This is a genomic window from Actinoplanes sp. NPDC051633 (assembly GCF_040681735.1).
Lineage (GTDB): Bacteria > Actinomycetota > Actinomycetes > Mycobacteriales > Micromonosporaceae > Actinoplanes.
In genome coordinates, this window is the sequence record NZ_JBFAZH010000600.1 from 1 (window position 1) to 4,889 (window position 4,889).

Below are 4,889 nucleotides of genomic sequence, written 5' to 3' on the forward strand. Positions count from 1 at the left end.
TCGCCGTCGCCGACGAATGCGATGCGCTCGGCCTGCCGTTCCTGGGCCACGTGCCCGACTTCGTCCAGCTCACCGAGGCCAGTGACCGAGGCATACGGACCGTGGAGCACCTGTTCGAGGTGTGGTTCGACACGTCGGCCGACGAGGACCGGCTGCGCGCCGCGGTCGCCGCCGTGCCGATCGGTCCCGGCGACTACAACGGCTGGTTCAACCGGATGCACCCCATCGAGTACGCGGCGGCCCGCAGCTACGACCGGCGCAAGGCCGACAGGGTGTTCCGCCGCGTCGCCCGCAACGGCACGTACTTCACGCCGACGCTGGTGCTGCACGAGACCAACGACATGCCGGAGCGGATCGACCGCCACGATCGCCGTTTCCGCTACGTCAGCGCCGACATGATCGGGTACTGGGACTGGGCGCTGGACAATCTGTACCTGCCCGGCCGGACACCCGCCCGGATCGCCGAGTCGGCGGAGCTCTTCCGGCGCCGTCTGGGCCTCACCGCCGACCTGGCCGCCGCCGGCGTGCCGCTGATGACCGGGACCGACCTGGGCACGACGTACCTCATGCCGGGCTTCAGCCTGCACGACGAGCTGAAGATGTTCGTGCGGGCCGGCCTGACACCGCTGCAGGCCCTCGCCGCCGCGACCCTGAACCCGGCCCGCTACCTCGGCCGCAGCGACGCCGGGGTGGTGGCCCGCGGCGCGATCGCCGACCTGGTCCTGCTCGACGCGAACCCGCTGCACGACATCGGCAACACCACACGCATCAACAGCGTCGTCACCCGCGGCCACCTCATCGGGCCGGCGCAGCGCCGGCGGATGCTCGCCGACATCGAGGCCATGGCGAAGCAGCCGAGGCCCGCCGCGGCCCCGGTCGCCCCGCGCGGCTGCCCGTGCCACGGCGCCGCCGTTCCCAGCGCTGCCCTGGCCGGCGGTTAGGGGCGCTTCGCCGTCACCAGCCGCAGCGCGTCGTCGGCCGGGCACGGCTCGTCGGGCCGCACACCGGTGCCCTCCCAGTTCGTGCCGGTGACCGTGTCCACCACGGTCGCCTGCGGCAGCAGGCCGAACACCTGCGGGGTGAGCTGGATCGGGGTGACGTGGTCGGCCGCGCCGCGGGTGGCCTCGCCGACCACCGTCACCCTCTTCCTGGCCTGCAGGTGATAGGCCAGCGCCTCGGCCGAGGAGTAGGTGCGCGAGCTGACCAGGACGGTGGTGTCCACGGCGAGCGCGGTGCCGGACGGCAGGTCCGGCGTCCACCACTGGCGGCGCCGGTCGGCGTAGACCACGTCGGACAGGTGCTGGGCGCCGTCGCCGAGCAGCCGGCCGGCGATCGCGGCGACCGTGGCCGGGTCACCGCCGCCGTTGTCCCGCAGATCGAGCACCAGCCGGCTCGCGCCCTGCGCCAGGGTGAACGCGGCGTCGACGTACGGCTGAGCGATCCCGTACGTCTCCAGCCCGTCGACGGTCAGCACCACCGTGCCGTCGTCGAGCCGGCGGACGGCGGAGATCCCGCCGCCCCGGGCCCGGATCGCGGCGGCGTCCGGCGGCCCCCAGCCAACCGGCTCGCTGTCGGGCGACGCCGTCGCCTCCGCGGTGAAGAACAGCTCCAGGTGCCGCGAATGCTTCTGGGCGCACGCCACGACGTTCCGGCACACCTCCTCGGTCAGCGGATCGTCGCGGCCGCCGAAAGTGGCCCGCAGGTCGTCGGTGAGGCGGTCGCGGCGCGGCCCGGCCGGCATCAGCCGGCCCAGCCAGCCGGTCAGCCGGCTGATCAGCTCGTCGGTGCTCATGATCCGACGCTAAGGCAGTGCGGTCCCCCGAGTCGCGGCGAAGCGTTACGCCGGGCGCGAACCGGCCCGCTCGGGTGCGTACCCCGGAGGCTGTTCCGGCCGCGGCAGCAGCGGCTTCAACGCCACGACGGGCCGGACCACCGGCTCGCCGGCGCTCACCTCGACCGGTTCGTCGTAGAGCCGGATCGGCAGCCGGCCGTCGGCGCCGTCCCGCAGGCTGACCCGGGCCGTCTCGTGGTCGACCTCGACGAGCAGCCGCAGCCCGCTGTGCCGCAGCCGGAACCGCAGACCGGTGATGCCCGCGGGCAGCCGTGGCGCGAGCGTCAGCGTGCTGCCGTCCTCGCGCAGGCCGCCGAAGCCCTCGACGACCGTCGACCACGCCCCCGCCAGCGAAGCCATGTGCAGCCCGTCGCGGGTGTTGGCGTGCAGGTCGCGCAGGTCGACCAGAGCCGCTTCCCAGGCGTAGTCGTGTGCCAGGTCGAGGTGGCCGACCTCGGCGCACATCACGGACTGCGTGCAGGCGGACAGTGACGAGTCGCGAACGGTGATCCGCTCGTAGTAGTCGACGTTGCGCGCCTTCTGCTCGGCCGTGAAGTGCTCCGGGCACCAGTGCATGGCCAGCACCAGGTCGGCCTGCTTGATCACCTGCCGGCGGTACAGCTGGAAGTACGGGGCGTGCATCATCAGCGGCTCACCGGGGTGCTCGCCGGCGAAATCCCACGGCGCGTACCGGGTGAAGTCAGCCGACTGCTCGTGCACGCCGAGCCGTTCGTCATACGCCACGTGCACCGCATCCGCGGCCTTCTGCCACGCGGCCGGCTCCTCCGGGCGCACGCCCAGCCGGGCGGCCTCCTCGGGCCGCCGGGCGCACGCGGCGACGGCCGCGCGCAGGTTCTGCGCCGCCATCAGATTGGTGAAGACGTTGTCGTCGGCGACCCCGCTGTACTCGTCCGGGCCGGTGACCCCGTCGATGTGCCAGACGCCGTCGGCGTCGTGATGCCCGTGCGAGATCCACAGGCGGGCCGTCTCGACCAGAATCTCGAGGCCGCACTCCCGCTCCAGCGCGTCGTCCCCGGTGACCTCGCGGTAGCGTTCGATCGCGCGCGCGATCACCGCGTTCATGTGCAGCGCCGCCGTGCCGGCCGGCCAGTACGCCGAACACTCCTCGCCGTGGATGGTGCGCCACGGGAACGCCGCGCCGGCCAGGCCGAGGGTCCGCGCCCGGTGCCTCGCCTGGTCGAGGATGCTGTGCCGCCAGCGCAGGGCGTCGGCCGCGGCGTGCGGCGCGATGTACGTGAGCAGCGGCAGGACGTAACCCTCGGTGTCCCAGAACGCGTGCCCGTCGTACCCCGGCCCGGTCAGCCCCTTGGCGGCGACCGCTCGGCGCTCGGCGCGGGCACCGGCCTGCAACACGTGGAAGAGCCCGAACCGGACCGCCTGCTGCAGCACCGGATCACCGTCGATCTCGACGTCCGCCGCGTCCCAGAACTCGTCGAGGTAGGCCCGCTGGTCGGCGGCCAGCCCTTCCCAGCCGGCGTAGCGCGCGTGGGTCAGCGCCCCGGCGACCTGGTCGCGCACCGATTGCGGCGAGCGCGACGAGCTCCACGCGTACCCGAGGAACTTGGTCACCCGCAGGCGCTCGCCGGGCCGCAGCACGGTGACCACCGTGGTGCGGGCCCAATCGTCGCGGACGTCGATCTCCTCGTCGTAGTCGCCGGGCGCCTCGATCGTGTGGTCCATGCCGGCCGCCATCAAGAGGCGGCTGGTCCGCGTGCGGTGCAGCAGCACCGCGCCGTGCTGCTCGGTGTCCTGCCCCACGGCGACCAGCGGACGGTGCAGCGCGGCCGCGACCCGCGGGTCATCGGACTTCTGCGGTTGTTCCTCGTTGGCCACCAGCCCGGACTGCACGGTGATCCGCACGTCGTGGTCGACCGCCTCGACCTCGTAGTCGACGGCGGCGACCGCCCGGTGGGTGAACGAGACCAGCCGCGAGCTGCGGATCCGCACCCGCCGCCCGGCCGGTGACGCCCACTCGACGGTGCGCCGCAGCACGCCGTCGCGCAGGTCCAGGACCCGCTCGTGCTCGATCAGGCGACCGTGGGCAACGTGGAACGGCTCGTCGTCGACCATCAGGCGGAGCAGCTTGCCGTCGGTGACGTTGACGACGGTCTGCCCCTGTTCCGGGTAGCCGTAGCCGATCTCGGAGTACGGCAGCGGCCGCTGCTCGTAGTACGAGTTCAGGTAGGTGCCGGCGATGATGTGCGGTTCGCCCTCGTCGAGGTTTCCCCGCAGCCCGATGTGCCCGTTGGCGAGGGCGAGCACCGACTCCGTCTGCGCGAGCCGGTCCAGCTCCAGCCCGGCCTCACGGACCTGCCACGGCTCGACCGGGAAGACAGCCTTCTTGATCATGAAGCACGCTCGGAATCGCCCGCGGGCGGGTGAGGGGCATTCGCGAACATGTCACCTCACAGGGGATCCGGGACGGCGGCGAGTCATCGTTCACCCTGACCTGTGGCGCGGCCCAGGTCAACCCGGGCGCGATACGCTCCCCGCCATGGACGACACGGGATCGTCGAAGCCCGTCACCCGGCCGGAACGCCGCCCACCCACGGTTCCGCCCGATGCTCCGACCGCGCCGTCCCGCCCGCTCGGACGGATTCCGGTGCAGGGCATCGAGCCGCTCGTGGACGGCGGCAACCGGCCCGTGAAGTCGGTGGTGGACGAGCCTTTCGACCTCACCGCCACCGTCTTCCGCGAGGGTCACGACGCGGTCGGCGCGACCGTGGTGCTGACCGACCCGCGCGGCGCCGCGCAGAGCCTGCCGATGACGTGCGTCAACGCCGGGCTGGACCGGTGGTCGGCAACGATCAGCGCCGACCGCACCGGCCGCTGGTCCTACCGCGTCGAGGGCTGGTCGGACCCGTACGGCACCTGGCACCACGACGCCGTGATCAAGGTCGGCGCCGGCGTCGACGTCGAGCTGATGCTGGAGGAGGGTGCACGGGTCCTCGACCGCGCCGCGACCCGGGTGCCACGCGCCCCCGACTGCGTCCAGCTGCTGAGCACGGCAGCGGCGGCGATGCGCGACATCGCACTG

The 4,889-nt window shown here is 72.9% G+C and carries 4 protein-coding genes; 2 read left to right on the forward strand and 2 right to left on the reverse strand.

The window, feature by feature from the left end; translation table 11 throughout:
• Positions 1-941, forward strand: a 941-nt coding sequence (locus AB0M20_RS27580; RefSeq protein ID WP_364303016.1) for an amidohydrolase family protein, incomplete at its 5' end; no start/stop codon positions are given.
• On the opposite strand, the gene AB0M20_RS27585 is transcribed toward AB0M20_RS27580, so the two are convergent.
• Positions 938-1,792 carry a S41 family peptidase gene (locus AB0M20_RS27585; RefSeq protein ID WP_364303018.1) on the reverse strand — a complete coding sequence of 285 codons (855 nt, stop codon included), beginning with the start codon at positions 1,790-1,792 and terminating at the stop codon, positions 938-940. The genes AB0M20_RS27580 and AB0M20_RS27585 overlap by 4 nt on opposite strands.
• A gap of 45 nt (positions 1,793-1,837) precedes the next feature.
• Positions 1,838-4,201, reverse strand: coding sequence for a glycosyl hydrolase family 65 protein (locus AB0M20_RS27590; protein ID WP_364303020.1), 2,364 nt, complete (start codon positions 4,199-4,201; stop codon positions 1,838-1,840).
• 145 nt (positions 4,202-4,346) lie between these two features.
• Between AB0M20_RS27590 and AB0M20_RS27595 the strand changes: the two genes are divergently transcribed.
• On the forward strand, positions 4,347-4,889 hold a 543-nt coding region (locus tag AB0M20_RS27595; protein WP_364303022.1), incomplete at its 3' end, for a maltotransferase domain-containing protein.